This window comes from Pseudomonas sp. LBUM1641, assembly GCF_059716235.1.
Map to the genome: position 1 here is coordinate 4,146,977 of NZ_CP166815.1, position 26,608 is coordinate 4,173,584.

The 26,608-nt window shown below is 61.9% G+C and carries 27 protein-coding genes and 1 pseudogene; 14 read left to right on the forward strand and 14 right to left on the reverse strand.

Annotated features, from left to right (window positions below; genetic code table 11):
- Positions 1–35: 35 nt before the first annotated feature.
- Complete coding sequence (locus ACA046_RS19070) at positions 36–1,241, reverse strand: TPM domain-containing protein (protein WP_497674707.1); 1,206 nt, start codon at positions 1,239–1,241, stop codon at positions 36–38.
- 127 nt (positions 1,242–1,368) lie between these two features.
- Here ACA046_RS19070 and ACA046_RS19075 point away from each other — a divergent pair, with 127 nt between their 5' ends.
- Positions 1,369–2,187, forward strand: coding sequence for an alpha/beta fold hydrolase (locus ACA046_RS19075; RefSeq protein ID WP_497674708.1), 819 nt, complete (start codon positions 1,369–1,371; stop codon positions 2,185–2,187).
- Positions 2,174–3,349: a PAS domain-containing sensor histidine kinase gene (locus ACA046_RS19080; protein ID WP_497674709.1), complete on the forward strand. Its 1,176-nt coding sequence runs from the start codon at positions 2,174–2,176 to the stop codon at positions 3,347–3,349. Before ACA046_RS19075 ends, ACA046_RS19080 begins: the two co-directional genes overlap by 14 nt.
- Here the strand turns inward: ACA046_RS19080 and dapF are convergent.
- Positions 3,318–4,151 (reverse strand): diaminopimelate epimerase, encoded by an 834-nt coding sequence (dapF, locus tag ACA046_RS19085; protein ID WP_497674710.1) that lies wholly within the window; start codon positions 4,149–4,151, stop codon positions 3,318–3,320. The genes ACA046_RS19080 and dapF overlap by 32 nt on opposite strands.
- 130 nt (positions 4,152–4,281) lie before the next feature.
- Here dapF and ACA046_RS19090 point away from each other — a divergent pair, with 130 nt between their 5' ends.
- Both ACA046_RS19090 and ACA046_RS19095 read left to right on the forward strand, forming a co-directional pair.
- The gene (locus ACA046_RS19090; protein ID WP_459021580.1) at positions 4,282–5,340 is read left to right on the forward strand and encodes an alginate lyase family protein; all 1,059 of its coding nucleotides are present in this window, start codon (positions 4,282–4,284) and stop codon (positions 5,338–5,340) included.
- Between the two features lie 45 nt (positions 5,341–5,385).
- Positions 5,386–5,886 (forward strand): P-loop nucleotide/nucleoside kinase family protein, encoded by a 501-nt coding sequence (locus tag ACA046_RS19095; RefSeq protein ID WP_497674711.1) that lies wholly within the window; start codon positions 5,386–5,388, stop codon positions 5,884–5,886.
- On the opposite strand, the gene ACA046_RS19100 is transcribed toward ACA046_RS19095, so the two are convergent.
- Positions 5,883–7,448 carry a L,D-transpeptidase family protein gene (locus ACA046_RS19100; protein WP_497674712.1) on the reverse strand — a complete coding sequence of 522 codons (1,566 nt, stop codon included), beginning with the start codon at positions 7,446–7,448 and terminating at the stop codon, positions 5,883–5,885. The genes ACA046_RS19095 and ACA046_RS19100 overlap by 4 nt on opposite strands.
- 37 nt (positions 7,449–7,485) lie before the next feature.
- On the opposite strand from ACA046_RS19100, the gene ACA046_RS19105 reads away from it, so the two are divergent.
- Entirely contained in the window at positions 7,486–8,199 is a 714-nt protein-coding gene (locus ACA046_RS19105; protein ID WP_076017072.1) for a murein L,D-transpeptidase catalytic domain family protein, read from the forward strand.
- Between the two features lie 86 nt (positions 8,200–8,285).
- Complete coding sequence (locus ACA046_RS19110) at positions 8,286–9,035, forward strand: creatininase family protein (RefSeq protein WP_459021587.1); 750 nt, start codon at positions 8,286–8,288, stop codon at positions 9,033–9,035.
- Positions 9,036–9,208: 173 nt separating this feature from the next.
- Here the strand turns inward: ACA046_RS19110 and ACA046_RS19115 are convergent, their stop codons facing one another.
- On the reverse strand, positions 9,209–9,550 hold the full coding sequence (locus tag ACA046_RS19115) for a hypothetical protein (protein WP_167663163.1): 342 nt from the start codon (positions 9,548–9,550) through the stop codon (positions 9,209–9,211).
- A 31-nt stretch (positions 9,551–9,581) separates the two neighbouring features.
- Positions 9,582–10,226: an ATPase gene (locus ACA046_RS19120; RefSeq protein ID WP_459021589.1), complete on the reverse strand. Its 645-nt coding sequence runs from the start codon at positions 10,224–10,226 to the stop codon at positions 9,582–9,584.
- 143 nt (positions 10,227–10,369) lie between these two features.
- Here ACA046_RS19120 and ACA046_RS19125 point away from each other — a divergent pair, with 143 nt between their 5' ends.
- The gene (locus tag ACA046_RS19125; protein ID WP_076017068.1) at positions 10,370–10,633 is read left to right on the forward strand and encodes a hypothetical protein; all 264 of its coding nucleotides are present in this window, start codon (positions 10,370–10,372) and stop codon (positions 10,631–10,633) included.
- 15 nt (positions 10,634–10,648) lie between these two features.
- Here ACA046_RS19125 and ACA046_RS19130 read toward each other — a convergent pair whose 3' ends face one another.
- Positions 10,649–11,380 (reverse strand): GntR family transcriptional regulator, encoded by a 732-nt coding sequence (locus ACA046_RS19130; RefSeq protein ID WP_076017067.1) that lies wholly within the window; start codon positions 11,378–11,380, stop codon positions 10,649–10,651.
- Between the two features lie 33 nt (positions 11,381–11,413).
- On the reverse strand, positions 11,414–12,046 hold the full coding sequence (yfcF, locus tag ACA046_RS19135) for a glutathione transferase (RefSeq protein WP_497674713.1): 633 nt from the start codon (positions 12,044–12,046) through the stop codon (positions 11,414–11,416).
- Between the two features lie 171 nt (positions 12,047–12,217).
- Here yfcF and ACA046_RS19140 point away from each other — a divergent pair, with 171 nt between their 5' ends.
- The gene (locus tag ACA046_RS19140; protein WP_497674714.1) at positions 12,218–13,648 is read left to right on the forward strand and encodes an alpha/beta hydrolase family protein; all 1,431 of its coding nucleotides are present in this window, start codon (positions 12,218–12,220) and stop codon (positions 13,646–13,648) included.
- Here the strand turns inward: ACA046_RS19140 and ACA046_RS19145 are convergent.
- From ACA046_RS19145 to metE, 5 genes are all read right to left on the reverse strand, one after another.
- Positions 13,645–14,193: a DUF924 family protein gene (locus ACA046_RS19145; RefSeq protein ID WP_497674715.1), complete on the reverse strand. Its 549-nt coding sequence runs from the start codon at positions 14,191–14,193 to the stop codon at positions 13,645–13,647. The genes ACA046_RS19140 and ACA046_RS19145 overlap by 4 nt on opposite strands.
- Positions 14,194–14,567: 374 nt before the next feature.
- Positions 14,568–17,009 carry a TonB-dependent siderophore receptor gene (locus tag ACA046_RS19150; protein ID WP_497674716.1) on the reverse strand — a complete coding sequence of 814 codons (2,442 nt, stop codon included), beginning with the start codon at positions 17,007–17,009 and terminating at the stop codon, positions 14,568–14,570.
- An 89-nt stretch (positions 17,010–17,098) separates the two neighbouring features.
- Positions 17,099–18,046, reverse strand: coding sequence for a FecR domain-containing protein (locus ACA046_RS19155; RefSeq protein WP_497674717.1), 948 nt, complete (start codon positions 18,044–18,046; stop codon positions 17,099–17,101).
- Positions 18,043–18,540, reverse strand: a complete 498-nt coding sequence (locus ACA046_RS19160) for a sigma-70 family RNA polymerase sigma factor (RefSeq protein ID WP_497674718.1) — start codon at positions 18,538–18,540, stop codon at positions 18,043–18,045. The genes ACA046_RS19155 and ACA046_RS19160 overlap by 4 nt, the downstream gene beginning before the upstream one ends.
- Positions 18,541–18,790: 250 nt before the next feature.
- Entirely contained in the window at positions 18,791–21,079 is a 2,289-nt protein-coding gene (gene metE, locus ACA046_RS19165; protein ID WP_497674719.1) for a 5-methyltetrahydropteroyltriglutamate--homocysteine S-methyltransferase, read from the reverse strand.
- 417 nt (positions 21,080–21,496) lie between these two features.
- On the opposite strand from metE, the gene ACA046_RS19170 reads away from it, so the two are divergent.
- A complete protein-coding gene (locus ACA046_RS19170) occupies positions 21,497–21,622 on the forward strand; it encodes a hypothetical protein (RefSeq protein WP_459021606.1) in 126 nt (41 codons plus the stop codon).
- Between the two features lie 25 nt (positions 21,623–21,647).
- Here ACA046_RS19170 and ACA046_RS19175 read toward each other — a convergent pair.
- Together ACA046_RS19175 and ACA046_RS19180 are read right to left on the reverse strand one after the other, a co-directional pair.
- Positions 21,648–21,749 (reverse strand): annotated as a pseudogene (locus tag ACA046_RS19175) (helix-turn-helix domain-containing protein); the annotation flags it as partial.
- Between the two features lie 27 nt (positions 21,750–21,776).
- Positions 21,777–22,667: a LysR substrate-binding domain-containing protein gene (locus ACA046_RS19180; protein WP_459021610.1), complete on the reverse strand. Its 891-nt coding sequence runs from the start codon at positions 22,665–22,667 to the stop codon at positions 21,777–21,779.
- Between the two features lie 117 nt (positions 22,668–22,784).
- Here ACA046_RS19180 and ACA046_RS19185 point away from each other — a divergent pair, with 117 nt between their 5' ends.
- From ACA046_RS19185 to ACA046_RS19205, 5 genes are all read left to right on the forward strand, one after another.
- On the forward strand, positions 22,785–24,086 hold the full coding sequence (locus ACA046_RS19185; RefSeq protein WP_497674720.1) for an NAD(P)/FAD-dependent oxidoreductase: 1,302 nt from the start codon (positions 22,785–22,787) through the stop codon (positions 24,084–24,086).
- 29 nt (positions 24,087–24,115) lie between these two features.
- Positions 24,116–25,204, forward strand: a complete 1,089-nt coding sequence (locus ACA046_RS19190) for a polyamine ABC transporter substrate-binding protein (RefSeq protein ID WP_497674721.1) — start codon at positions 24,116–24,118, stop codon at positions 25,202–25,204.
- A 75-nt stretch (positions 25,205–25,279) separates the two neighbouring features.
- Positions 25,280–25,672 (forward strand): GFA family protein, encoded by a 393-nt coding sequence (locus ACA046_RS19195; protein ID WP_459021616.1) that lies wholly within the window; start codon positions 25,280–25,282, stop codon positions 25,670–25,672.
- Positions 25,665–26,138 (forward strand): GNAT family N-acetyltransferase, encoded by a 474-nt coding sequence (locus ACA046_RS19200; RefSeq protein WP_497674722.1) that lies wholly within the window; start codon positions 25,665–25,667, stop codon positions 26,136–26,138. Before ACA046_RS19195 ends, ACA046_RS19200 begins: the two co-directional genes overlap by 8 nt.
- Positions 26,129–26,578 carry a hypothetical protein gene (locus ACA046_RS19205; RefSeq protein ID WP_459021620.1) on the forward strand — a complete coding sequence of 150 codons (450 nt, stop codon included), beginning with the start codon at positions 26,129–26,131 and terminating at the stop codon, positions 26,576–26,578. Before ACA046_RS19200 ends, ACA046_RS19205 begins: the two co-directional genes overlap by 10 nt.
- Positions 26,579–26,608 lie beyond the last annotated feature (30 nt).

Consider the following 26,608-nt stretch of genomic DNA (forward strand, 5'->3'; position numbering starts at 1 on the left):
ATTGCCTACAAGCCCGCCTAGCTTCCGGGGGAGTCTTACCAACTCCCCGACGCCCCACCCCCACCGCTGGAACCGCCACCCCCCGAAGAGCTGCTGCTGGAACTGGAACTCGAACCGGAGGAGCTGGAGCCCCCACCAGACCCCGACCCCGACCCGCCGCTGATACCGTGGGCAAAGATGAACAGCGCCGCGAACGAGGCGAAGGGAAACGCCAGCAGCCACCCCGTGGTGCCCTTATCAATCAATGCCCCCACGATTCCGTACACCACCAGCACCGCCACCAGTCGCGCGATAAAGCCACCCTGGCTCTCTTTCCACATGCTTTTCATCACCAGGAACAGGCCGAAGTACAGGCCCAGGATCACCAGCCCGGCCATGGGATAAGCCAGCCAGTGGATCAGCGACAGGTCGCCAACAAAGTGATCGGTCAGCAACACCCCGGCGATATAGCCCAACAGCACCAGCACGGTGTAAAACGCCGCCCTCGCCTGCCACAACGCGCCGAAAGTAGCGCCACCGATCAACATGCACAGTGGCAGCAACAGCAAATAGACCGGCCAGTCTTTGCCGCCCGCCACCGCGACCAGCACCACGGTGACAACGACCACCGCCATCAGGGCCCGGCGCCAAGGGAGTTTTTCGGCCCCCATCAATACCCCGACCACCCCGCCAAAAATGAACGCCAGGAGCACCGCATACGCTTCAGGCGGAAAACCCGCCGTGGCCACCTCGGGCAGGTTACCGCCGTCCACCAATAGCGTCAGGTCGTCCACCGCCTGCTGCACGCCGCCGGCGTAATCGCCCTGGCGAAAGGCTGGGGTGATGTGTTCTTCGATGATGCGGTGGGCCAGCAGGTCGGTGACCACGCCTTCCAGGCCGTAACCGACTTCGATCCGCACCTTGCGATCGTCCTTCGCCACCAGCAGCAGGATGCCGTCGTTGACGTCCTTGCGCCCCAGTTTCCAGGCACGGAACAGTTGGTTGGCGAAGTCCTCGATGCCCACGCCATCGGTGCTCGGCAGCAGCATCACCGCCACCTGGGCGCCCTTGCGTTGTTCCAGGCCAGCGAGTTGCGCCGTCATGCGCGATTGAGTGGCGGCGTCGAGGGTGTGGGTCAGGTCGATCACGCGCTGGTCCAGCGCAACCGTGACCGGCGCCGGGGGAACGGTATCGGCCCACACTTGCGAGCCGGAAACGATCAGCAGCAAGCCCAAGACACATTGCCGTAGGAACACCATCATGTTTTGTTACCTGAAGTTTCATCCTGAATCGGCCGACTTTACCCTATCGACGCTATAAACAGGTGACCCAACGCCACCGACTATTTAGACTCACATCACCCCCACACACGCCCTACACGAGAACGCCATGGACCTTCAGCAGCGCAACAACGTCAGGGTGTATGGCAGCGGTCCCTCGACCCTGGTTTTTTCCCATGGTTTCGGGTGTGATCAAACCATGTGGAATTATCTGTTTCCTCACTTCACCGGGCGCTTCCGTGTGGTGCTGTATGACCTGGTGGGAGCTGGCCAGTCTGACCTGAGCGCGTACGACAGCGAAAAATACAGCTCACTGACCGGCTACGCCCATGATCTGGGTGAGGTCATTGATGAATACGCCGTGGGCCCGGTGGTGCTGGTGGGTCACTCCGTCAGCGCCATGATCGGCGCCCTGGCCGATCGCCAGGCCCCCGGAAAAATCGCCGCCCATGTGATGATCGGCCCTTCGCCCTGCTATATCGATTCCGATGGCTATACGGGCGGGTTCACCCTCGAGGATATCCATTCATTGCTCGATACCCTCGACAGCAATTACCTCGGCTGGTCCAGCACCATGGCCCCGGTGATCATGGGCGCGCCCGGGCAACCGGCCCTCGGCGAAGAACTGACCAACAGCTTCTGCCGCACCGAACCCGACATCGCCAAGCGCTTCGCACGGGTGACCTTCCTGTCGGACAACCGCCAGGACATCGCGGGCCTGATGACCCCCACCCTGATTCTGCAATCCACCGACGACTTGATCGCACCGGTCTGCGTGGGTGAATACCTGCACGCGGCGTTGCCCGCCAGCACGTATTGCCTGGTCGATAACGTGGGGCATTGCCCGCACATGAGTGCACCCGGGGCATGTTCAGCGGCCATGGACAGTTTCCTGGTGCCATGGGTAGGTGCCGATGCCAGCCGATAACCTGTCATTGCCGGATCCTCAACGTTTGTTCGACGGCGCGCCCTGCGCCTTGGTGGTTACCCGGGAAGACGGCACCATCGTGCAGGCCAACCAGTGCTTCAGCGACTGGACCGGCTTCAGCCTCGATGAGTTGAAAGAACGGCGGTTTCAGGACTTGCTGACGATGGGCGGGCGGATCTTCCATCAGACGCACCTGGGGCCGCTGATGAAAATGCAGGGCTCCATCGCTGAAGTAAAACTCGACCTGCTGCACCGTGACCGGCGCACCGTCACGGTATTGCTCAACGGTGTCAGGTACGAACATGCCGGCATTGCCTATAACGAACTGGCCCTCTTCGGCACCACCGACCGCGACAAGTACGAGCGTGAACTGCTCAATGCCCGCAAACTGGCTGAAGCCTTGTTGCAGGAAAAGACCGCCACTGAAGTCGCGCTGCAGCAGGCCCAGGCCGAATTGAGCAGCGCCTATGAAATCGCCCAGCGCCGGGCGCTGTTTGCCGAGCAGATGGTCGCGATTGTCAGCCATGACCTGAAGAACCCGCTTGCCGCGATCAAGATGGCCTCGGAGTTCCTCGCCCGTGGCGAGCGCAGCTCCAAGGAGCGCCAACTCCTGGGGCATATCGGCCTGTCCACCGAACGGGCGCAACGGATGATCGCCGACTTGCTGGACTTCACTCAGGCCAAAGTCGGCCAAGGCATCGGCATCAACCCCACAGCACTCGACCTGCACACCGTCACCCGTGACAGTCTCGACGAATTGCGGGTGGCGTTCCCCAAGGCGACCCTCGAACATCACGCCACGGGCAGCGCCCGCACGTTCCTGGATGCCGACCGCATCCAACAAATCATCGGCAACCTGGTGGCCAACAGCGTGGCGTACGGCGATCTGCAACAGCCGATTACCGTCACCTCGCACCAGGACGCGCAAGAGAGCCGGCTCTCGGTACATAACCACGGCCCGGCCATTCCCGAAGCGTTGATGGCCGGATTGTTTGAACCCATGACCCGAGGCACGGAGCAAGACAGTGAGGTGCGTAGCGTTGGCCTGGGGCTGTTTATCGTGCGGGAAATCGCCAAGGCCCATGATGGAGGTGTTTCGGTGAGCTCAAGCCCGGACCAGGGCACCAGCTTCAGTGTGCACTTTCCATTGCGCCACCCATGAGCGCGGCAGCCACCGTGCCGTGAACAACGGTTTGCACAGCCCTCGTCAACACCACGCCGCCGTGCCCATCCCAATGCACCGTCACGGTACCGCCATCGCATTGCACGTCGACGGTGTCATCCAGCAGCCCACGACGAATCCCGTTGACCACCGCACCACAACAGCACGAGCCCGAGCCCTGCGGGATGCCGCCGCCCCGTTCCCAGATCCGCAGACGAATATAGCTGCGATCCAGCACTTGCACGAAATGCACGTTGGTCTTGCTGGGGAACAGCGGGTGGGTTTCCAGTGACGGCCCAAGAGCCGCGATATCGACCGCCGCAAGGTCGTCGACAAAGAAGGTGCAATGCGGGTTACCCATACTGCACGCCGCCGGGTCGCCCTTCAGCGGCAAGCATTCGGTGGCCATCGCTTGGGCAAGCGGAATCTCTTCCCAGCCCAATGATGGCCGCCCCATGTCCACCGACACCCGCTGCCCTGATTCGCGCACGCAGGTCAGCAGCCCCCGGTTGGTTCGTAGCACGATGGTGGCGGTGCCGGCTTCGCGCATCAGCATGTCCGCGACCCCACGGGTGGCGCTGCCGCAGGTGTCGAGCGGCGTGCCGTTGGGGTTCCAGAATGTGATGCGGGCGGCGGCGTCAGCACAATCGAGCACCACGGCCAATTGATTGAAGCCAATGCCGCGATGGCGATCCCCCAGGCGGCGGGCGATGTGCGCGGTGATCGGGTCATCCTGGCCGCGTCGGTCGATCACGACGAAGTCATCACCGTGGGCGTGCATTTTCACGAACTGCAAGGTCATGGGGCGTCCTTTTCTAGACCGGGCAAGCCCTGCAAGGATAGAGGGCTGGCGGGTATTTCATCAAATACTCGTCACGGGCATGGTAGCGTGACTTTGCCCCGCCCGGGTCAATCCATCCCTGAGGAACAGCATGCTACAACGCCCTCTGAAAACCGTGGCCCTGGCCGCGCTGCTCGTCTCGCTCTCCCACGCCGCCTTCGCCGCGTCCCAGGTGCTGAGTGCGTGCCAGCCCGTCACCTCGAATCCGACCTCCAAATCGCTCCTGGCCGCCGCCCAGCGCCACCTCGGCGACCAACCCGACGCCCTGCCCCATCTGCACACCGAAGGCACGCTGCCCAACCACGGCATTCGCGAGCAAAGCATCACCGCCGAGAAGGATTGGCCATTGATGCGCCAAGCCGCCCTGGCCTGGCGCTTGAGCCGCGACACGCGTTACCTCAAGCAAGTGGATGACTACCTCAGCGCGTGGGCCAGCACCTATCAGCCGGACTTCAACCCGATCGACGAAACAAACCTCGACATGCTGATGAACGCCTACGCCCTCACCGCGAGCGACCTGCGCCCCCAGACCCGCGACGCCACCCGCGCGTTGCTGACCAACCTGGGCAATGGCTATATCGAACGCATCAAGCAGTTCCATGGCGCCAAGAAGGCCACCAACACCAATAACTGGCAAAGCCACCGCGTGAAGCTGGTCACGGTAGCCGCCGCCGCGTTGGGCGACCGCGAGATGCTGGAAGAGGCCTTCAAGTTGTTCCAGCAACAGATCACCGACAATGTGCTGCCCGACGGTTCGGTAACCGACTTCCAGGACCGTGACGCCCTGCACTACGTGGTCTACGACCTGGAGCCGCTGGTTCAAGCGGCGCTGGCGGCCAAGCCCTACGGCATTGGCGGCAACTGGCTGGACTTCACCGCGTCCCACGGCGGCTCGCTGAGCGAGGCACTGGACTGGCTGGCGCCATATGCCAAAGGCCAGCGCAGCCACGAAGAATTCGTGAACACCCACGTGCAGTTCGACAGGGACCGTGCCCGCATCGGCGAACCGGGCTACAGCGGCGAGTGGAACCCCAAGAGCAGCAATACCCTGTACTGGCTGGCAGCGCAGTTGGACGCGCGGTATTTGCCGGTGGCCGAACAGCTCTCACCCAAGCCTTCGGACTGGATCAGCGCCTGTTATTTGAAGTGAGTGACCCGTTAGACTGGCCCGCCCCACCCATTCGAAGGATCGACGATGCTTATTGTGTTCAGCGGCCTGCCCGGCACCGGGAAGACCACGATTGCCAAGGCCCTTGCTGTCCAGACCGATGCCGTTTACCTGCGCATCGATACCATCGAGCAGGCCATCCGGGATGCCGGGGTTCTGGAGCAAGGCGTGGGCAGCAGCGGCTATCAGGTGGCCAATGCGCTGGCGTTGAGCAATCTTCTGCTGGGCCACACGGTTGTCGCCGACTGCGTGAACCCGGTGGCTGAAAGTCGCCAGGCGTGGCGCGACACCGCTCTGCACGCGGGTAAGCCGCTGGTGAATATCCAGGTGATTTGCTCCGACACGCCGGAACATCAACGTCGTGTGGAATCACGCACCAGCGACATTCCAGGGCTTACGCCGCCCAGTTGGCAGTCTGTCCTGGCCCATGAATACGAGCCGTGGGCCGAGCCGCCATTTACTGTCGATACTGCGCACTTGTCGCCCGATCAGGCGCTGACGATGATCAACGCACAGCTAAGCGCCTAGAGCGCACTCTCCATCGCCTTCATCAACACCGGATCCCGCCCGTAAATATCCGGCGCGTACAACAACGCGCCCTGACTATCGACCTGCACCGTCCAGTACGCCAACAACACCGGCACTGGCATCGCGAGCCGGAACTCGTGGGTGGTTTCCGTCGCCAGCAGTTCTTCGGTGCGGATCTTCTCCGCCGGGCTCACCAGCAAGTCCCGCAGCAGCAGTGGCTGCTCAACCCTCACACACCCCGAACTGAAGGCCCGCGGGCCCTTGGAGAACAGCGGTTGGCTCGGTGTGTCGTGCAGGTACACCGAATACGGGTTGGGAAAACGCAGCACGATCCGGCCCAGCGGGTTGCGCGGGCCGGCGCCCTGGCGCAGCAGGATGTTGCCGGGGTGCGACCAGTCGACCTGCTCTGGCGCCAGTGGGTTGCCCTGGCTGTCGAGCACTTGCAGGTTCTGTTGGCGCAGGTATTCGGGGTTCAGGCGGATCGCCGGCAGCTTGTCCTCGCGCATGATGGTGGGCGGGATGGTCCAGGTGGGGTTCAGGGTCAGCCGGGTGATGCGCGACTTCAGCAACGGCGTCTGGCGGTCGGCGCGGCCGACTTGCAGGCGGGTTTGCCACACAGGCACGCCGCCCTGATAGAAGCTCAGTTGCGCCGCTGCCACGTTCACCAGCACACCGTCGGGCTCCATGTCCCGGGACAACCAGCGAAACCGCTCAAGGTTGATGCGCAGTTGTTCGCGACGAATCGCCGGGCTGATGTTCAATTCGGTGACGGTGCCGGGGCCGATCACGCCGTCGGCTTGCAGGGAGTGGCTTTGCTGGAAGGTCTTGACCGCGTTGACCAGCTCGCCACGGTATTGCGTCCCCGAAGAAGGGCTGGCCAGGTAGCCGCCATTGACCATTCGCCGCGCCAGTTGCGGCACCCGCGAATCGTCCATGCCCGGACGTAACAGCGGGCCGCTGGCTACTGCCTCCCAGTGCTGCAACGGTTGTTGGCGCAAGGCGGCATAGGCGCTGCGCAGGCTGAGGTACAGCGGCGCGCTCGGGCGGGCCTGGTCGAAGGCTTGGGCGATGTCCTGCAAACCGGGCCCGGCCAGCGCCAACAGTTGGGTGTCGGGGTCAAGGGCCGGTGGTTGCGAATGCCAGACGGGCTCGAAGCTCGACTGCTGCAAGCGACCGAAATGCAGATCCCGCAGGGCTTGCAAGTATTGCTGGCTGGTGCCGATGTCGCTGCACAGCACATTCCCCGTGGCATCTACCGGGGGCAGTCTATAGTGAGCGGGGTCGAGGCCGTCATCGGCCAGCATCAGCAGTTGGGCTTGCAACGCGCTGCGGCGTTCGCCCTCGGACCAGAGCACCACGTCGCCCTGCTGCTGATAAAAAGCCTGCAGGCGCGCCTGGGAAGGTGCATCGATTTGCCCGGTAAGGCCTGGGCAAACCGTCGACAATTGCGACAGCGCCAGTTGCACCGGGGCCGGCGAGACCACCAACAGGTCTTCGGCTGTCGCGACCAGCGGTGCAACGAGCAGGCAAATGCTCAAGTAACATGCGTGTTTTTTGAACAATCGCTTAGCTCCCATCCACGGCGGAGATGCTCTATACATGCTGACCTTTTGCTGCCGACTCGGCCTGATCATCTCGACCTTTGCCTCGCTGAGCACCGTTGCGCTCGCAGACACGGGTAAACCTCTTACTCTGTATAGCAGCCTCGCCCACGCCGCTCCAGAACTCAACCCCGACGTATTGAAAAGTGCCTTGAGCGCCATGCAATGCGCGGTGGGCAATGGCATCGAACAGTCCGACCGGCTGGCCGTTATCGACTATTCCCAACCTTCGACCGCTCGTCGCCTCTGGATCTTCGACCTGCGCAAGAAGACGTTAGTGCTGCGGGACCTGGTGGCCCACGGACAAAAATCCGGGGAAAACTTCGCCACCCAGTTCTCCAACCGTGAAGGCAGCTACCAATCGAGTATCGGGCTGTTCCGCACCCAGGAGAGCTACGAAGGCGCCCATGGCTACTCGTTGCGCATGGACGGCCTGGAGCCGGGCTTCAATGACCGTGCGCGGGACCGTGCCATCGTGATTCATGCCGCCGACTACGTGAGCCCCTTGTGGAGCAAGCGCGAAGGCCGCATCGGCCGCAGCCAGGGCTGCCCGGCGGTGCGCCCGCAAGTGGCGCGCCAGGTGGTGGATAAGCTCAAGGACGGCCAGTTCATGTTTTCCTGGTACCCCGACCAGCGCTGGCTGAAGTCCTCGGCGTACCTGAACTGCAAGCCACGCCAGATGGCGAGTGCCGGTACCGTCAAAGGCGGTTGATGGTCTCGCCGTTGCCGTGCACCATGCGGCTCATGCCACCAGGAACTCCACCGTGTTCCTGGGCTTGATGAGAGAGAGAACCTGAAATGCTTTTACATCAATCCACCTGGATCGAGATTGGCCAGTTTCTGGAACGCAGCCGCAGCATCGTGATTCCCATCGGTTCCAATGAGCAACACGGCCCCACCGGCCTGCTGGGCACCGACTGGATGTGCCCGGAAATCATCGCCCATGAAGCGCAAAAGAATGCCGACATCCTGATCGGCCCGACCTTCAATATCGGCATGGCCCAACACCACCTGGGTTTCCCCGGCACCATTTCCCTGCGCCCTTCGACCTTTATCGCCGCGATCGGCGACTGGGTGCGTTCGTTGGCGGGCCATGGTTTCGAGAAGATCCTGTTCCTCAATGGCCACGGCGGTAACATCGCCTCGATCGAAGCGGCGTTCTCCGAGCTGTATGCCGAAGCCAGCTTTACCGGGCGCCCGTCAGGTTATGCGCTGAAGCTGTGCAACTGGTGGGACCTGGAAGGCGTGAGCGAGCTGGCGCACCAGCAGTTCCCGGTGGGCCATGGCAGCCATGCCACGCCGTCGGAGATCGCCGTGACCCAATGGGCCTACCCGGATTCGATCAAGTCGGCTGACTACTCGCCGCAAATCGCCAACACCGGCCCGATCCGCGAAGCCCGCGACTTCCGTGCACGTTTCCCGGATGGGCGCATGGGTTCGGACCCGGCGCTGGCTACTGCGCAAAAAGGTGGTGAGTTGGTGGCGTTGGCGGCCAAGGGGTTGGTGAAGGCGGTCGATACGTTCAGCAGTGAGCCAAAGCCGAGCTGAATGGTTCGCTCAAGACAATGAAGATCAACTGTGGGAGCTGTCGAGCTTTAGCGAGGCTGCGATGGGATCACCTCGGTGTCACTCTCAAACCGCAGCGATGCCACCGCAGCCTCGCTGGGGCTCGACAGCTCCCACATTAGATCCCGGCCAGCCGACAGACCGACGCCAGTCGATTACAGGCAATCCCGCGCCGCATGCTCGAAACGCGAAGGCTTGAACGGTGACGCCACCGGCTTGCGCTCATACAAGAACACCTTGCCGCCGTCCTGCGCCTTGTAGACTTCCAGAATGTTGTCGGCGGCGATCTTGCTGCTCACCACGATCCGCGCATGCCGAGAGTTCTGCGTGACCGTGGAGGTCATGCCGTTTTTCTCGAACTTGGGCACCACGCACTCAACGTACGCATCGGGAGACTTGCTGGTTTGCAGCGTCAAGGTCGGTGCGTTGGGGGCAGACGCGCAGCCCGCCATCAATAAAGCAGCAGAAGCCATCGCTGGCACGAACAACAAGCGCATAGAAATTCCTGAAAAGTAAACGAAGTGGGCGTTAGCCTGCGGCGACGAGCGCCTTGAGCGAGGCATCGAACTGTTTCAACGCATTCAGCTGAACGTCGCGCTGCTGCCCAATCTGTGCAGCGATCTGGGGCGCCGTTTTGTCATGTACCCACACATTAGGCAAGTGCATTTGCATCGAGCCCTCGGCTTTGGCGATGTATTGCAGGTCAAGGTCATAGAATTTGGCCACAAACCGCGCCTCCACCAAATCATTGTGCTGAGTCAGCAACTGGTTGTAGGTGTCGAGCATCACCACCACATCCGGGTGCGCCTGCAACAGCGCATCAAGGGTGTCGTAGCGGGTGACTGAGGCAAAGGTGTGCCGCAACGAAGTCATCAGCCAGTCAATCGCCAGGTCCGGGTCGGAGCTGTCGACGAAGGCCCGGCGGATCTGCTCGTCCAGTTGGTCCTTGGCGCCATTGACCGCCATGTCGTGATAGCGACCCAAGTACTGCAGGTTGTCGAGGGTGTTGTCGCTGTAGAGCACGCCCACCGATTGCGAACGCTGCAAACCGACCGGGCTGGCGACGATTGGCGCCAGATGGCTGGCTTGAAGCCCACCCGCCACAGCCGACGCGGAGGCAGCCATTGAGCTCATCAGCAGCGCCATCAGCGCCCATCCGGTAAAAGTCCTCATCGCAACGTCCTTACACAGCATGTTCAATGATGGCAATTGTCCTCCTTTTTCAGAAAAACAGAACTCGCAATACTTGATGGTGACTATTATCTAGAGCAATAGTGTCGTGCAGGCCGCCTCACACAAAATGATAAGGAACGCCTATGAAGCCCCACCAGAAAACCTTCGATCGCATCCGTGAAGCCGTGCTGCCGGAGTTTCGCGAGCGGGTTGCCGATTACCTGGTCGATTATGAGGACGTGCTGCTGGATAACGCCGCAGAACCTGAAGTGATCTACGCCATCGCCCAGCAACTACGCGGTTACTTGCGCGGTTTGAACACCACCCGGGTGCTGGGCATGGCCGACTGGGAAGACCTTGACCGCCGGGTGGTGCAGACCTGGTTGGTGCTGCTGGAAGCCGAATAGCGCCGCGCTACCCGCTCAGCGAATATCCACGCGGTAACGGAAATGTTCGGCGTGGCCGCGACCGCGTCGCAACTCCAGGGGTTGACCGGCGTAATCCCGGGCCAGCCGTTCGATCACCATCACCGGGCTGCCCACCGGCACCTGCAGCCAGCGCGCCCACACGTCGTCGATGGACTCGGCGGTGAGGGCTTCTTCGGCAGACGCCACGACTTGCCCGCAGACTTCTTCGTAGGTCGGGTACAGCAACAAGCCCTGCCGGGTCAGGTCCACGTCCAGCAGTGCCTGGAACCGCGCGCGGGGCAGCCAGATTTCTTCGGCCAGCACTGGCCCCGTGTCCAACACGTGCACCCGCACGATGCAAATCACCGGCGCATCCGGGGCCAACCCCAGCACTTCGCTCACCGACAACGGCGCCTTCACCGGCTTGACCGACAAGATCCGGCTCTGCGGCAACTGGCATTCGCCGCCCGGGCCCTGGAAGCGGAAACACCGGAACAACGACGACTGAAACTTCGGCCGGCGCACAAACGTGCCCCGCCCTTGCTGACGCTCCAGAATGCCTTCACCGACCAATGCCTCGATCGCTTTACGCACGGTGCCGGTGGACAGTTGGTACTGGGTGGATAACACCGCTTCGGGAGGAATGGCCGCACCGGCACGCCAGTGATTGTTGGCAATCTGCTCAATCAGATGATCCCGAAAACGCTGATACAACGGCAGGCGGGAGTCACTCGACAGTATATTCATGGACCAGGATTCACTTAGTAATTGAGAAGGTGACTACAGCGACGGTCGTGCCTGCTTGACCCATTCCTGGACCGAAGGCCGTTGCCATTGGTGCTGGGCGTACGCCACCAGGTTGGCGGGCACGCTGTCACCGTTGAGGATCAGCCGGTTGAGCATCACGGCCAGGTCCACGTCGGCAATCGACCACTCGCCGAACAGGTACTCGCGGCCGTCGGCCAACAGCGCCTGTGCCGCGCTGATCAACTTGTGCGCCGCCGCTTCAGCAACGGGCGACAGCGGTTCGCCCTTGAGCCCGTAAAACACCACCAGGGTCGAGCGCTCCTGCCGAATTGGCATCAAGTCACTGCGCAGCCACGCCTGCACCTGCCGCGCCCTCGCCCGCTGGCGGGGTTCGGCCGGGTACACCGGCACCTGCGGGAACACCTCTTCCAGGTACTCGGTAATCGCCGACGACTCGGACAGCGCAAACTCACCCTGCACCAGGGTCGGTACGCGCCCGGTCAGTGACAACTGAGCGAACGCTTCGGTCTGGTTCTCGGCCGTGTCGAGGTTCAGGGTGAGCAGTTCAAATTCAAGGCCTTTTTCCCGCAGGGTCACGAACGCCGACATCGCGTAGGGACTGGTGAAGTGGGCGTCAACGTACAGGCTCAGCGGGCGATGGTTCACGGCGACATCTCCTTGGTGGGAGCACCACACTACGAGATCGCGCCGCGCAAATGAAATGCGCGGTTTTTATGGGGGCATTCCTGGCTGGAATACCATCGATAATGGCAATACTATGGCCCTTTGCACCCCGCCCGTAACGCCCCGAAAAGCAGATCAAGGAACGATCAACAGATGAAACAAGCGGTAGTCGTGATTCACGGCATCGGCGAGCAGCGCCCGATGGACACCCTGCGCGGCTTCGTGGAAGCAGTGATCCCGACGGACACCCCCGAGGCGAAGCCTTTCTACTGGAGCAAACCCGACCGGTTTTCGCGCAATTTCGATTTGCGCGTATTGAAGTCGGCGGGCCGCAACACCACCGATTTCTACGAGTACTACTGGGCCCACAAGATGCAGGGCACCAAGGTCGGGCATCTGCTCAGTTGGCTCTGGGACATTTTCAAGCGCCCGCGCCGGGACATTCCAACCGCTATCGTGCCAATCTGGCGCGCCACCCGCTGGACCTTGCTGGCCCTGCTTGGACTGCTGGTCAGCGGCATCCTGGCGACGCTGTATGGCCGGTTTCCCCACAGCGACAACCCCTTTGCCCTGATCCCGGTGCTGCTGGCGGTGATCGGCCTGGCCCTGAAGTACTCGGCGCTGTCATACCTCGGCGATGCCGCCCGCTACCTGAGCCCCAACCCGCAGAACGTGGTGGTGCGCGAACAGATCCGCGCCGACGGCGTCGACCTGCTGCGCGCCCTGCACGACAAGGGTGATTACGACCGCATCATCGTTGTCGGCCACAGCCTGGGCAGCGTGATTGCCTACGACATCGTCGGCTACCTGTGGCACGAGCATCACGACCAGTTGCACCCCAACAACCCGGAACTCGCCGCCCGCTATGCCAACCATGAGCGACTGCAGCCAGTGGTGCAGGACACGCTGCCAAAGGCCGGAAACGCCCTCGATGGGCGCCTCCAAAGCCTTCTCAGGTTTCGCGAGCAACAGGCCCAAGCCTTTATTGAACAACGCAACCTCGGCAACCCGTGGCGCATCACCGACCTGGTCACCCTCGGCAGCCCGATGGCCCACGCCAGCCTGTTGCTGGGCCGCAGCGTGAGCGACTTCAAGCGCCGCATCGAGCGCCGTGAAGTCCCTGCGTGCCCGCCTACGCTCGACGAAAAGGGCTACGGCTACAGCGGTCGGCTTCCGTTCACCGTGGGCGGTCGCCCATTTTCACCCCTGTACTTGCACCATGCCGCGGCCTTCGCCGTGACCCGCTGGACCAACCTCTACTTCCCCGCGCCCATGGGCCTGTTTGGCGACATCGTCGGCGGCCCGGTCAGCCCGGTGATGGGGCCCGGTGTGCTGGACCTGCCGGTCACCGTGGGCAAATGGAAAGGCTGGCTCGCCAGGTCCTGGCTCAGCCACACTCACTACTGGAGTGAACGCGGCGGCAAGCAGGGCTACCTTGGCAGACTGACCACCGATGAGGCAGCGATTACCCATGGCGAACGTCCGTCAGCGACTGAAGCGCTGCGTTGGGCGATTGACCTCAAGGGCGTTCGACGTTTTCGTCAGGCGGGCGTCAGAGACTTAGTGGCTGAACCCGAGGCCTAGCCCGAAAAGCCACCGTCCTCCAGGAACGCCCGCTCCTCTTCTGTCGTGCCCCTGGCCAACACCTCATTACGATGAGGAAAGCGCCCGAACCGCTCGATAATGCGGGCGTGCTCCTTGGCCCAGCGATAGGTATTGGCATCGAGATCCTTGTTCAGCGCCATCGACAGCTGTTGGTCCTCGGGGTCTTCAGAATGCTCGAAGGGCAAATAACAAAACGCCCGCAGCGGGGTTTCGATCAACGTGTCCATCCCCGCCTCTACCATCTGCCGCGCATACAGGCGTGCCAGCGGGTCGGTGGCGAACATATGCGCCGTGCCCCGGAAGGTATTGCGCGGGAACTGGTCCAGCAGCAACAGCAACGCCAGCGCGCCTTCAGGTGATTGCATCCAGCCCTCCAGTTCGCGCCGGGCCGCCTGCAAATGCACGGTGTAAAAAACCTCCCGAAAGCGCCGGTCAAACCCTTCATCCTTGGCAAACCAGAGCTTGGGCCCCGCTTGCTTCCAGAACTCGATAACCGCCAGCGCTCCATTTTCGATAGTCGTCACAAGCCTCTCCTCGCTCACGCCACACAGTTCATCATCACTTTAAACAACACCTATAAAGTTTCGGAAGGTGTCTGAGTGTTTGCACCGTACACAGGTGTAGTGTTGATGATCCTACGCCTTGCCCAGGTTTAAGGGGGCGATCTGGAACTTTATCGGCTCGCTGAACGACATCTTCGGGATGCTGGGCTACCTGATCAGCGGGATCTTTGTGGCGAGGGGGCTTGTCCCCCGTTGGGCTGCGCAGCGGCCCCAAAAAAGCTGGGAGCGCTTCGCACTCCAACGGGGGACAAGCCCCCTCGCCACAACAAGCCCCCTCACCACAACAAGCTTTCTCCCCAGAAGGTCTTCATTCACTTCGATAGGTTTTCCCAGGCTCAGAAATCCACCGTCGCCGACAATTTCACCGTCCGCGGCTCACCCTGGGTCAGGTAGCTATTCGCCGTCGAAGCCGACGACCAGTACGCCTTGTTCGCTACGTTTTCGACGTTGGCGCGCAGGGTGATGTATTTGTCGTCCGCCTTGAAGCCATACCGCGCGCCCAGGTCGACGCGGGTCCAGGCCGGGATGCTCAGGCTGTTGGCGGCGTTGACGTATTCGCCACCGGTGCGCAGCATCCGTGCGCTGACCGCCGCCCCCTGGATGCCCGGCACATCCCAATCCGCACCCACGTTGTACTGGAAGCGCGGCACACCGGCGGCGCGGTTGCCGTCGGTGGCACCGTTGGAGGTGCTCTTCTGTTCGGTGTCCATCCAAGTGGCACCGGCCAGCAGGCGCAGGCCGTCGATGGGCTCGCCGAACACGTTGAGCTCTACGCCTTTGTTGATCTGTTCGCCGTCGACGGTGAAGGTATCGAGCCTCTGGCCCGGGAATCGGGTGGTCGCGTTGTTCGGCTGTTCGATGCGGTACACACCCAGCGTGGCGCCATAGTTTCCCCAGTCCAGCTTGACCCCGGCTTCCGTCTGTTTGCTGCGCTTGGGCGGGAAGACCTCGCCGGGATTGGTCACGTTAGTGAGTGGCGCCGTCGGGCCTTGAGCCAGGCCTTCGATGCGGTTGGCGTAGAACGACACGTGCTCCCACGGCTTGATCACCAGGCCATAGACCGGCGTAGTGATGGACTCGGAGTACGGTGTACCGCGCGCGCCCGTGGCGGTGTTCCAGCTGTCCACCTCGATCGTCTGGCGCCGCACCCCCAGGGTCAACAGCACCCGATCATCCAAAAAGCCCAAGGTGTCGGATACCGCCGCACTCTTGATGCGGTTCTTGCCGACAACACGCGGGTCGTGGATATCGCTGCCGAAATAGGTGTTGGTCGGCCGCGGTGTTTGCGTCGGGTTGTACAAATTGCCCGGTTGACGGTTGGCCTGCAGGATCGCCTCGTAAGACGAGCGCTGCTCGCCCCAGATCCCCGACAGCCCGAAGTTCATCTGGTGGGTCACCGGCCCCGTCGCGAAGTGCCCGTTCAAGCCGGCCATGGCGCTTTTGTTGTCTTCGTCATGGGGCGAATACAGGAAGCCCACCTTGGCGCTGCCATCGTTGCCGACATACAGCGACGAATACTGGCCGTTCTCCCGAGTGTGCTTGGCGCCACCCGCGGCGTAGGCGGTCCAGTTATCGTTCAAGTCATATTCGGCGTTGACCATGCCATAGGTGTCTTCCAGCTCCGACCAGCTCCAGTCCTGGGCGTAGTTGTCCTTGGCCGACGGCGGGCCGGGCACTTTGGTGCCGGTCAGGTAAACCACCGAGCGGCCGTTATTGATGCGCTCTTTCTGGTAGCCAAAATCGGTGGAGACCCGCAAACGATCGCCGCGATAATCCAGGGCAACGGCGATCAACTGCGAGCTTTTGTTTTCGTCATCCACGGCGGTTTCGCCGCCGTGCCGGGCCAGGTTGACCCGGGCGCCGAAGCGATTGTCTTCACCGAAGCGCTGGCCGAGGTCGATGTGGCCGCCGGTCTGGCTGTCGCTGGCGTAATCGAGGGTGACGCTGCGGGTTGGCGTGTCTTCGGCGCGCTTGGGCACCAGGTTGACGCTGCCGCCGATCCCGCTGCCCGAAGGCGATACGCCGTTGACGAAGGCGTTGGGCCCCTTGAACAGCTCCACCCGCTCCAGGGCTTCAGTGGTGATGATCTGCCGGGGCAGCACGCCGTACAGGCCGTTGAATGCGATGTCATCGGTGCTCAGCGGCAGGCCGCGAATGGTGAACACCTGGGAGAAGTTGCCGAACCCGGACGACTGGCGCACCGACGCGTCGTTGAGCAACACATCGCCCACGGTTCGCGCCTGTTGGTCGGCGATGGTTTTCGAGGTGTAGCTGACCACGCTGAATGGCACGTCACTGATGGACCGGTTACCCAGCACGCCCAGGCGCGCCGAGCGTGCCACCTGGCCGCCGGCATAGGTGTCCGCCTGGGCGCCGCTCGCCTCGCCGCTGATGGTGGTGGCGCCCAGTTCCAACGCATCGCCGCTGGCCTGGGGCACCACGGTGTAGCCATTGGCGCTGGTACCTTGCAGGGTATAGCCGCTGCCTTGCAGCAACTGGGCAAAGCCCGATTGCGCGCTGTAACTGCCTTGCAACCCCGGGCTTTGTTGATCGTTGAGCAACGTGGAATCGAACGACAACGGCACCCCGGACAACGCCGCAAACTGTGCCAGCACATTCCCCAACGGCCCCGGCGCGAGGGTATAGCTGCGCGCCGCACTGCTTGGCGCAGCTTCTTCTGCCTGGGCGTTCTGCAGCGGTGCGACGGCAGCAAGGGCGACCGCCAGGCTCAATGCCTTCAACGGACGGGGGCAGTACGGGAGCGGTCTGGCGGTCATGGGCATTCCTGTCGGCGCGGAGCAATGTTGAGGGTTCTCCCCTACACCGGGCGACAACGAAAAAGGTATCAGCGAATGTTGAAAAAAATTCAGCGCGGCTCGACCGTCACCCAATACCCGGTGAGGCTGCTGACCTTGACCGGCAGGGTTTCCTGCAACAGGTGCAGGCTGGCGTCGGTATCCCGCAGGGAAAACGCGCCCGATACCGTGAGGTTGGCCACCGAGTCGTGGCAGCGCAACACGCCGGCGCGATAACGTCCCAGCTCATCCAGCAGGTCCGCCAGGCGCATGTGCTGGGCCAGCAGCATGCCGTTTTCCCAGGTCAGGGCGCTGACATCCAATGGCTCGACGGCCGCCACACGGTCCGCACTGAAGGCGCCCTGCTCGCCCGCCTTGACGATCACGCCCTGGCGGGCATGCTCCGCCAGCAACTCCACCGCGCCTTCGGTCACGGCCACTCGGCTTGCCTGCTCACCTACCCGCACGCTGAACCGCGTGCCCAAGGCGCGGGCGGTGCCGTGGCGGGTCTGAACGATAAACGGACGATGGGCGGAGTCCTTGGCGGTGGTGATCAACACTTCGCCCTTGAGCAACTCGATGCGCCGTACCTGATCGGAGAACGCGATATTCAGCGAGCTGCCGGTGTTGATCAGCAGGCGTGTACCGTCGGGCAAAGTCAGGTTCTTTTGTTCGCCAATGGCCGTGTGCTGGTCGGCGGTCCACTGCTGCCACGGCACCTGCCGATACGCCAGCCAGGCCGCCGGGCCCGCCGCCAGCAACAGCCCGAGCGCCTGGCGCCGACCGAGGGACTTTTTGCGCCCAATGCGCTTGAGGGTATCGCCGGCAATCGCCGCCGGCACGCTGTTGAAGTCCCCCAGAACGGCCTGCGCCCGTTGCCAGGCCTGGGCGTGCTGAGCGCTGCGGCCCTGCCATTGGGCGATAGCGCGGCGGTCTTCATCGGTGGCGCTGCCGGACTGCAACTGCACCATCCAGTCGGCGGCTTCACCGAGGATCAGCGGATCAATCGACTGGCTCATGCCACGCTCAGGCAGGCCAGGAAGGCATCGCGCATGTAGCGTTTGACTGAAATCAGCGACACACCCAGGGCCTCGGCAATCTGCTGATAGGTCAGGCCGTCGATCTGCGACATCAGGAAGGCCTGGCGGGTTTTTTCCGGCAGATCCCGCAGCATCGCCTCAATGCGGTACAGCGCTTCGAGGATCAGCCAGCGGGTTTCCGGCGAAGGTACATGCTGTTCGGGCAGGTGGGCGATGGTTTCCAGGTAGGCGCGTTCCACCTCCTGGCGGCGCCAGCTGTCGATCATCAAGCCCTTGGCGATATGCGTGAGCAACGCCCGTGGCTCGGCGCCCAGGTGGGTGCTGGTTTGCCGGGTGAGCAGGCGCATGAACGTGTCATGGGCCAGGTCCGCGGCATCGCTGGCATTGCCCAGCTTGCGGTCCAGCCAACGGTGCAACCATCCATGGTGTTCGCAGTACAGGTCCTGGATATGCAGATTGAGGGGAGACGACATGCCGATCACCGGGGCGCGCCGGGCGGTGAGACCCAAGCGTAATTAAGAATTGATCGCATTCTAATCTGCGCGGGGTGATGCTGGCAATTTCATGATTTTGATAACGCCGGAGACCCAATGTGGGAGCGGGCTTGCTCGCGAATGCGGTGGGTCAGTCAACATCTTCAGTGACTGACACCCCGTATTCGCGAGCAAGCCCGCTCCCACATTTTTTTGATCTTCACCCGGCGTTTGATTCCGAGTGTTTAGATCAGGCCAGTTCAGCCCGCAGTTGACGCGCCGCAGTCACCATGTGAATCAGCGCCGCTTCGGTCTCCGACCAGCCACGGGTTTTCAGGCCGCAATCCGGGTTGACCCACAGGCGTTCGGCCGGGATGCGTTTGGCTGCCTTGCGCAGCAGGTTGGCCATTTCCGAGGCATCCGGCACCCGTGGTGAGTGGATGTCGTACACCCCCGGGCCGATGTCGTTCGGGTAAGCGAAGGCTTCGAATGCCTCCAACAACTCCATATCCGAGCGCGAGGTTTCGATGGTGATCACGTCGGCATCCATCGCCGCGATGGACTCGATCACATCGTTGAACTCGCTGTAGCACATGTGGGTGTGAATCTGGGTTTCGTCACGCACGCCGGAGGCGCACAGGCGGAACACTTCAGTGGCCCAATCCAGGTATTCCTTCCACTGCGCCTGGCGCAACGGCAAGCCTTCGCGGAACGCGGCTTCGTCGATCTGGACGATCTTGATGCCGGCGGCTTCCAGGTCCACCACTTCGTCACGAATCGCCAGGGCCAGTTGGCGCGCCTGTTCTTCGCGGCTCACGTCTTCACGGGGGAACGACCACATCAGCATGGTCACCGGGCCGGTCAGCATGCCCTTCATCACCTTGTTGGTCAGGCCTTGGGCGTAGCGGATCCACTCCACGGTCATGGCGTTCGGGCGGCTCAGGTCACCGAAAATCACTGCGGGTTTCACGCAACGGGAACCGTAGCTCTGCACCCAGCCAAACCGGGTGAACACGTAGCCGTCGAGTTGCTCGGCGAAGTATTCGACCATGTCGTTGCGTTCGGCCTCACCGTGCACCAGCACGTCCAGGCCAAGGTTTTCCTGCACTTCTACAGCGTGACGGATCTCGCTGTGCATGGCTTCGACGTATTCGGCTTCGCTCAACTTGCCGGCCTTGTACGACTGGCGCGCCAGGCGGATCGAGGCGGTTTGCGGGAACGAACCGATGGTGGTGGTCGGGAACAGCGGCAGGTTGAGGCCGGCCCGTTGTTTCTCGATACGCTGGGCAAACAGCGAGTGACGCTGGCTGTCCTTGGCGGTGATCGCCGCCACGCGGGCTTGCACCGCGGGCTTGTGGATGCGCGGGGAAGCGACACGGGCAGCTTGAACGGCGCGGCTTTGAGCCAGGGCGGCGATCACGTTTGGCGCTTCAGGTTGATTCACGGCCTGAGCCAGCACGGCCACTTCCTCGCACTTCTGTACCGCAAACGCCAGCCAGCTTTTCAGCTCGGCATCCAGCTTGTCTTCACGGCCCAGGTCCACCGGGCTGTGCAGCAAGGAGCAGGACGGCGCCACCCACAGGCGATCACCCAGACGCTCATGAGCGTGCTGCAAGGTGGCCAGGGCTTTTTCCAGGTCGCAGCGCCATACGTTACGGCCGTTGACCACGCCCAGGGACAGCACCTTATAAGCCGGCAGGCGATCAAGGATGGTCGGGTACTGATCCGGCGCACGCACCAGGTCGATGTGCAGGCCGTCCACCGGCAGGTTGGCTGCCAGGCCGAGGTTCTCTTCCAGGCCGCCAAAATAGGTGGCCACCAGCTTCTTCAGCGGGTCACGCTGGATCAGGTTGTAGGCACGTTCAAAGGCATTTTTCCAATCCTGCGGCAGGTCCAACACCAGGATCGGCTCGTCGATTTGCACCCACTCCACGCCCAGGTCCGCCAGGCGCTGGAAGATCTGGCCGTACAGCGGCAGCAGTCGGTCCAGCAGGTCGAGCTTGTCGAAATCGCCGCCCTTGGCCTTGCCCAGCCACAGATACGTCAGCGGGCCGATGACCACCGGCTTGACGGTGTGGCCAAGGTCACGGGCTTCCTTGACCTCTTCGAACAGTTGATCCCAACCCAGCTGGAACTGCTGGTCGGCGCTGAATTCAGGCACCAGGTAGTGGTAGTTGGTGTCGAACCACTTGGTCATTTCCTGGGCGTGGGCACCGCCGCAGCAGTTGTCGCTGACGCCACGGGCCATGCCGAACAGGGTTTGCAGGGTGGCTTTGCCATCGGCCGGGCGGAAACGCTCAGGGATCACGCCGAACATCAGCGAGTGAGTCAGTACCTGGTCGTACCAGGCGAAGTCACCGGCGGGCAGCAACTCGATGCCGGCTTTCTTTTGCAGGTCCCAGTGCGTCTTGCGCAGCTCACGACCTACGGCGCGCAGGCCGGCTTCATCGAGCTCGCCCTTCCAAAACGCTTCCTGCGCTTTTTTCAGTTCACGATTGCGACCAATGCGCGGGAATCCAAGGGAATGGGCAACAGCCATGACGTAAAGCTCCAATGTGTGTGTATGGGAGCTATTGTCGGGACCGAGCGATAGTGAGACAAACTCATTTTATTCCAGATCATCACAAGTTCTACTCATGACGAAATGCGCCGCCCAGGCTTGAATGATCGCGCGGTGCTTACGCTCCACACTCCAAGCGCTCCCCGCGCGTATGCACGTATGCACGTATGCACGTATGCACGTATGCACGTAGCAGCTGTCGAGCCCCAGCGAGGCTGCGTTGGGCGCGACTCGGTACGATGCCTGGCACGGCAACCTCGCTGGGGCTCGACAGCTGCTACGCGCGGGAGTGGGTGGGCTTTCGTTTTGCTTATCACTGAAATAGCTGGCGGCGTCTGTTTCGGTGCCCGGCCGCTCTACATACTTTTGCTTCCCAAGCCCCAAGGAAGCCCTCACATGAAACCCCGTCGAACTCAGCCTGTAACCGCCCTGCTCGCTCACTTCGCCGCGTTGGGCGTGGCCATCCTCGGCATCGGCAGCCTGGCCCTGCTGATGGCTTGGGCCGGGCGCCTGATTTTCTAGTTCAGTCCGCTGGAATATCGACCGTGACCCGTCGCGGCGTACGCTCCAGCAGCTTGCGGCCAAGGCTTTCCTCGAGGCGTTTTATCTTCAGGCTGATAGACGCCTGGATGGCGTCGATATCGGGCATTTTCATGGATGGGCTGGCGATAGAAAGTCAAGGCGTGACGTTAGCATGCCGCGCCTGCTGCCCAAACCATTGCATGATCAGCGCACAGCCTGGGTGTGACGCCGCCGATGGCTGCAGGCACAGCGCATACACCCCGCCGGTCACCAACGGCTGACCAAACGGCACTACCAACACCCCACGCTCGATCGACTCTGTCGCCAGGGTCAGATCCGTCATCGCCACCCCAAGCCCGCGCGCGGCGGCATCCAGTGCCAGTTCGTCGAGGTTGAACGGGATATGCCGGTAGTCGTCCAGCGACCGCGCGCCATTGGCCGCCAGCCAGGTCATCCAGTCTTGTTTGTCGGCCGAACGATGCAGCAGCGCAAAGTGTGCGAGTTGTTCCACCGAAGCCAGCGGCCCCAGACCAGGGGCGCAAACCGGGACCAGTGACTCGTGGAACAAGGTCAGGCGCGCAGGATCGTTGTCGGGTTTTGGCAGGTAAAGGATGTAGGCATCGCTGTCACTGGCCGGCTCGACCACCTCGGTGGCGACAGTCTCGATCGCCAGGGAAATATCGGGATGGTTGCGATAGAAATCACTGAGCTTGGGCAGCAGCCAGCGCACCGCCAGCGACACATGCAGGCGGATGCGAAACGGGCGTTTGTGAGGCGAGAGCCGATCCTCCAGCACCTTCAGTTGCGCCAGGATGCTCCGGGCGCTGGCCAGCACCTGCTCACCTTCGGCGGTGAGGCGCAGGCTGCGGCTGGTGCGGGTGAACATCGGCACGCCGAAGTGGCTTTCCAGTTGCTGGATTTTGCGACTCACCGCGCTCTGGGTAAGGCATAGCTTCTGTGCTGCCACGGTGAAACTGGCGCAATCGCTGACTTCAACCAGCGCCTGCAGGCCCTGCAACGAGGGCACGTGACGAATGTTATCCATGCGTTTTCCGAATAGCTGGATGATTTTATAACGTTGGTTGTATCACCACCGCCCCTATAGATTCCAGCTGTAGCCCGAACTTAGTCATGCGAACAACGCATACAGCCGAGGTTCTTCATGGAAAACACATGTGGCTGGATTGCCCAGACTGACAGCCTCCCCGCCCGGGGCCGACTGACCGGCGTTCAAAGAGCCGACTGGCTGGTGATCGGCGCGGGGATTACCGGTTTGTGTGCGGCCCACAACCTGGCCGAGATGCACCCCGAGGCACGCATCGTGATCGTCGACCGCCAGCGCGCCGCCCAAGGTGCCTCGGCGCGCAATTCCGGTTTTGTGGTGGCCCATGAGCATCCCGCTGAAAGTGAATTGATGGGCCGTGCTGGCTTCGCCGATTTCGAGGTGGACACCGCCATCTCGCGCGCCGCCAGTCATGAAGTGCGCGAGCGCATTGCGCGCCATGCCATCGACTGCGATTTCAGGGACAGCGGCTACTTCTTCGCCGTGCACGATCCCGACAAGCTCGAGCATGTGGATGCCAAGCTGGCGACCTTGCGTGCGGTGGGTGCTTCAGCGCACTTTCTACAGGGTGAGGCGCTCGCACAAACACTCGGCACCGAGCATTACCAGGCCGCTATCTGGTGCGGCAATGGCAACGCCCTGCTGCAACCGGCGAAGTACGTAAAGGGCTTGCTGGACGCCCTGCCGGACAACGTGACGCTCTATGAGAACACCGACATCACAAGCCTTGAGCGCATGGCCAATGGCGGCATTCGCGCCAACAGCCCGGACGCCTGCATTGAAGCCAGCCAGGTGCTGGTGTGCCTCAACGCCTTTATTCCACGGGTGCGTATTGAAGACAGCGCAACGTTCCCGATGGAACTCAGCGCCAGCCTCACCCGCCCTCTCAGCGATGAGGAATACTGTCGTATCGGCGCGGTGGAGCCCTGGGGCGTACTGTCCACCCGGCCACTGGGCGCCACGGTGCGCCTGACGCCGGACCGCCGGGTGATGATCCGCAACACTGCGGAATACCGCACCCGTGACCTGTCCAACGGCGACCTGTTGCATCGGCGCGAGCACCATGTGAAGGGTTTGCAGCGGCGCTTCCCGTGGCTCACCGAACAAGACATCCACTACACCTGGACCGGCCACTTGAGCGCATCCCGCAGCGGGCAACCGTATTTTGCGCGGGTCGAAAACAACCTGTACGCCGTCGCCGGCTGCAATGGTTCGGGCGTGGCCCGCGGCACGCTGTGGGGTCGACTGCTGGCCGAGTGGGCGTCGGGCCAAACCTCTTCACTCCTGGACTCCGTGATGCACAGGGCAACGCCCGGCTGGCTGCCGCCTCGCCCGTTGTTCGACATCGGTGCCATGCTGCGTATGCGCGTGGAAACGGTCCGGGCTCGGACAGAAATCTAGAACAAAAAACCTCAACAAAGGTGATTCACATGCACATCAACAGTCTGTCCCTGGCGGTCATTCTCAGCGCGCTCCCGGCGGCCGTGTACGCCGCCGAGGAAGTGAATATTTCCAACTGGAACGGCTACATCGCCGACGACACCTTGACCAGTTTTACCAAGGCGACCGGGATCAAGGCGACCTACGACATTCATGACAGCAATGAAGTGCTGGAGTCCAAGTTGATGACCGGCAACACCGGTTATGACGTGGTCAGCCCGTCCAACCACTTCCTGTCGCGGCTGATCAAGGCCGGAGCGATCCAGAAGCTCGACCGAAGCCAGTTGCCCAACTGGAAAAACCTCGACCCGCTGCTGATGAAGAAGCTGGAGACCAACGACCCCGGCAACCAATACGGCTTCCCGTATATGTGGGGCACGGCGGGGATTGGCTACAACGTCGAGAAGATCAAGGCGATCTTCGGCACCACCGACGTCACCCATTCCTGGAGCCTGTTCTTTGATGAAAACACCATCAAGAAACTCAGCGCCTGCGGCGTGGCGATTATCGACAACCCCACGCAGATCCTGCCGATCACCCTCAACTACCTGGGCTTGCCTCACCACAGCCACGAACCGGCCGACTACAAAAAGGCCGAGCAGGCGCTGTTGAAGATCCGGCCCTACATCCAGTACTTCCACGCCTCCAAGTACATCAGCGACCTGGCGAATGGCAACATCTGCGCAGTGATCGGCTTTAACGGCGACGTCGTGCAAGCCGCCGCCAGCGCCAAGGAAGCCAAGAACGGCATCAACATCGCCTACTCGATCCCGGATGAAGGTTCGACGTTGTGGCTGGACATGGTGGTGATGCCCAAGGGCGCGCCGCACGAGAAGAACGGCTATGCCTATATGAATTACCTGCTGGAGCCCAAGGTGATTGCCAACATCAGCAACAGCATCCACTACGCCAACCCCAACAGCGCGGCGGATGAGCTAGTGACCCCTGAGGTGAAGCAAGAACTGGCGATCTACCCGCCGAAAAGCGTGATGGACAAGCTGTTTATCGTGGAGGACCTGCCGCCGGCGATTGCGCGGTTGGCGACGAGGTTGTGGACCAAGTTGAAGACCAATACGTGATACCGAAAACTGGACTTGCTCAAGGCTCACGGGAGAGCGGTATAGTCACTCCATTGAGCTTGGGATTGAATCAACATGGAAGGACTTCACCAGGGTAGCTGCCTGTGCGGCGCGGTCAGCTACCGAGTATCAACACCGCTGCAAGCAGTGACGCATTGCCACTGCAAAAAATGCCAGAAGGGTCATGGCGCCGCTTTTGCGACGTACGCGAGTGCCCCGAAATCGTCGGTGCACATCGCGTCCTCGCTGCAAACGCTCAAGGCTTACGAATCTTCCGAGGGTGTGTTTCGTGAATTTTGTTCACGCTGCGGCTCGTCGCTGTTCTGGTCCGATGCCAATGGGGTTTACCCGGACTGGGTCTCGATAGCGATCGCTACACTCGATACGCCGTTCTCGCCTGGCAAGCAGAAGCATTCATGCGCCGACTCCAAGGCCGCTTGGCTGGATCTGGAGAATCGCAGTGGCTGAATCAGAGGACGGTTTGTCGATACGCGCCCTCTCGGTATTGCCCGAACAAATCCAGGCATTGGAAACAGAGGCGGTAGCTGAAGGGTTCAGATTTCTAACGCGCTTGATTGCAGAGTGGCACAGCGGCGCCAACCGTTTCGACCAGCCAGGCGAATGTCTTTTGGGCGTTTTCAATAGCGGGCAGTTGATCGCCGTTGGCGGGCTGTCTTATGACCCTTATGCCGGTCCGGACGTTGGCAGGCTACGCCGGGTGTACGTCGCACGCGCTTCGAGGAAACGGCATATAGGTAAAGCGTTGGTGGGCCAGCTTTTGGAACGCGCGGTGCAATCCTTCCATGTTGTGCGCCTGTCTACCGACACCCGCGAGGGCGCAACCTTTTATCTGCGCTGCGGGTTTGAGCCGGTACAGGACGAACATGCAACTCACGCTAAATCATTAATTGATCAGGAGGCTTCATGCAGGTGATCAACGACAACCGGCCTGAATACATTCAGCGGCTTGAACACCTTCTGTATGGCTACAACTATCAGGTCTCGTTGGACGTCTACGGCCCTCTGGATTCGGGCGCCCCGTTGATAGACATCCTCAAGTCTGCGGTCAACTCATCCTGCGTGGTGAGTCGCTGTGCTCCCGTCAGTCTCAACGAAGTTCGCGAGCAAGTGCTTGAGTGGCTGCTCTACCCTGGCGACCCCGGTTCAGGCCCCAAAGACCTCGACATCAAACACGCAGAAATTCGGGCATTGGCCGAACAACTGTTGCAGGGAGCACAACTCGATAACGCTGATGCAGCCTATGATTTCTACCTCGCCAACGGCCATCCAGGCTATCCCGTGTTCTGGGAGTTCGCCTATGACATCCATGCCTCGGGCAAGCGCTGGATCTTGCTCGGCAGCAGCAGCGATTAATATCGGAGCGCCACCGCGCAAGAGATAAAC

Coding starts and splice junctions, on each gene's coding strand:
- ACA046_RS19070 (WP_497674707.1), bottom strand. CDS start 1,241: ATGATGGTGTTCCTACGGCAATGTGTCTTGGGCTTGCTGCTGATCGTT.
- ACA046_RS19075 (WP_497674708.1), top strand. CDS start 1,369: ATGGACCTTCAGCAGCGCAACAACGTCAGGGTGTATGGCAGCGGTCCC.
- ACA046_RS19080 (WP_497674709.1), top strand. CDS start 2,174: ATGCCAGCCGATAACCTGTCATTGCCGGATCCTCAACGTTTGTTCGAC.
- dapF (WP_497674710.1), bottom strand. CDS start 4,151: ATGACCTTGCAGTTCGTGAAAATGCACGCCCACGGTGATGACTTCGTC.
- ACA046_RS19090 (WP_459021580.1), top strand. CDS start 4,282: ATGCTACAACGCCCTCTGAAAACCGTGGCCCTGGCCGCGCTGCTCGTC.
- ACA046_RS19095 (WP_497674711.1), top strand. CDS start 5,386: ATGCTTATTGTGTTCAGCGGCCTGCCCGGCACCGGGAAGACCACGATT.
- ACA046_RS19105 (WP_076017072.1), top strand. CDS start 7,486: ATGCTGACCTTTTGCTGCCGACTCGGCCTGATCATCTCGACCTTTGCC.
- ACA046_RS19110 (WP_459021587.1), top strand. CDS start 8,286: ATGCTTTTACATCAATCCACCTGGATCGAGATTGGCCAGTTTCTGGAA.
- ACA046_RS19115 (WP_167663163.1), bottom strand. CDS start 9,550: ATGCGCTTGTTGTTCGTGCCAGCGATGGCTTCTGCTGCTTTATTGATG.
- ACA046_RS19120 (WP_459021589.1), bottom strand. CDS start 10,226: ATGAGGACTTTTACCGGATGGGCGCTGATGGCGCTGCTGATGAGCTCA.
- ACA046_RS19125 (WP_076017068.1), top strand. CDS start 10,370: ATGAAGCCCCACCAGAAAACCTTCGATCGCATCCGTGAAGCCGTGCTG.
- ACA046_RS19130 (WP_076017067.1), bottom strand. CDS start 11,380: ATGAATATACTGTCGAGTGACTCCCGCCTGCCGTTGTATCAGCGTTTT.
- ACA046_RS19140 (WP_497674714.1), top strand. CDS start 12,218: ATGAAACAAGCGGTAGTCGTGATTCACGGCATCGGCGAGCAGCGCCCG.
- ACA046_RS19150 (WP_497674716.1), bottom strand. CDS start 17,009: ATGACCGCCAGACCGCTCCCGTACTGCCCCCGTCCGTTGAAGGCATTG.
- ACA046_RS19155 (WP_497674717.1), bottom strand. CDS start 18,046: ATGAGCCAGTCGATTGATCCGCTGATCCTCGGTGAAGCCGCCGACTGG.
- ACA046_RS19160 (WP_497674718.1), bottom strand. CDS start 18,540: ATGTCGTCTCCCCTCAATCTGCATATCCAGGACCTGTACTGCGAACAC.
- metE (WP_497674719.1), bottom strand. CDS start 21,079: ATGGCTGTTGCCCATTCCCTTGGATTCCCGCGCATTGGTCGCAATCGT.
- ACA046_RS19170 (WP_459021606.1), top strand. CDS start 21,497: ATGAAACCCCGTCGAACTCAGCCTGTAACCGCCCTGCTCGCTCACTTC.
- ACA046_RS19180 (WP_459021610.1), bottom strand. CDS start 22,667: ATGGATAACATTCGTCACGTGCCCTCGTTGCAGGGCCTGCAGGCGCTG.
- ACA046_RS19185 (WP_497674720.1), top strand. CDS start 22,785: ATGGAAAACACATGTGGCTGGATTGCCCAGACTGACAGCCTCCCCGCC.
- ACA046_RS19190 (WP_497674721.1), top strand. CDS start 24,116: ATGCACATCAACAGTCTGTCCCTGGCGGTCATTCTCAGCGCGCTCCCG.
- ACA046_RS19195 (WP_459021616.1), top strand. CDS start 25,280: ATGGAAGGACTTCACCAGGGTAGCTGCCTGTGCGGCGCGGTCAGCTAC.
- ACA046_RS19205 (WP_459021620.1), top strand. CDS start 26,129: ATGCAGGTGATCAACGACAACCGGCCTGAATACATTCAGCGGCTTGAA.